This window comes from Pseudonocardia xishanensis (genome assembly GCF_039541715.1).
GTDB lineage: Bacteria > Actinomycetota > Actinomycetes > Mycobacteriales > Pseudonocardiaceae > Pseudonocardia > Pseudonocardia xishanensis.
Window position 1 is genome coordinate 1 of sequence record NZ_BAABGT010000131.1, and the last position, 932, is coordinate 932.

Here is a 932-nt window from a genome sequence, read left to right on the forward strand (position 1 = left end):
TGTGTGGGCGTCGATGGTTGTAGTAGTCGAGGAACTCGTCGAGGGCCAGAGTTCGGGCCTGGTTGGTGTCGAAACGCTGCCGGTAGGCCCACTCGACGGCGAGGGTGCGGTTGAACCGTTCGACCTTGCCGTTGGTCCAGGGGCAGTGTGGGCGGATGAACTTCTGCCTGGCTCCCAACGCGGCGACGGCGTCCTCGAAGACGCGGCAGCCGCGGTAGTTGCGGGCGTTGTCGGTGATCACCCGGTCGATCCGGGTGATCCCGGCGGTGGCGAACACCGCGGCGGCGCGGGTGAGGAACGCCGCGCATGTGGTGCCCTTCTCGTCGGGCAGGATCTCGGCGTAGGCGAAGCGGGAATGGTCATCGACCATGGCGTGGACGTAGTCGAACCCGATCCGGCGGAGCCGGCCCGGGCGGGTGCCGCGTCCGTTGACCCGGTGGCCACCGCCGTCGGGGATGCGGCCGAGCTTCTTCACATCCACGTGCACCAGGTCTCCGGGCGTGGGGTGTTCGTAGCGGCGGGAGCTGTGACGGGTGGCCCGGATCGGGGTGCCGGTGATCGGGTCGCAGTCGGCCAGGCGGGGTACTCGGTGGCGGGTCAGGATCCTCGACACCGTGCGCGGCGGGATACCGGTGGCAGCGGCGATGCGCGCGGGCCCGGACTTGAGCTCGGCGCGGGCCGCCACCACCCGAGCCTCATCGGCTGGGTTGGTGCGGTTGGCGACGCGATGGGGGCGACTGGAGCGGTCGTGGAGTCCGGCTTCGCCTTCGTCGTCGTAGCGGGCCACCCAGCGATGCACGCATTGGCGGGAGACTCCGAGCTCGGCGGCGACGTGGGCTTCGGGGCGGCCGTCGTGGCGGACGCGGAACACCGCGATCCGGCGGCCATGAACGGTCAAGCGGGCGTTAGCGTGCACAGCGGAAGGCCCTTCG

Annotated in this window: 1 protein-coding gene; it reads right to left on the reverse strand. The window is 70.6% G+C overall.

The annotated features are described in order from the left end of the window. Positions 1–916: IS481 family transposase (locus ABD993_RS36460; protein ID WP_345428964.1), on the reverse strand; the 916-nt coding region annotated here is incomplete at its 3' end. Positions 917–932 lie beyond the last annotated feature (16 nt).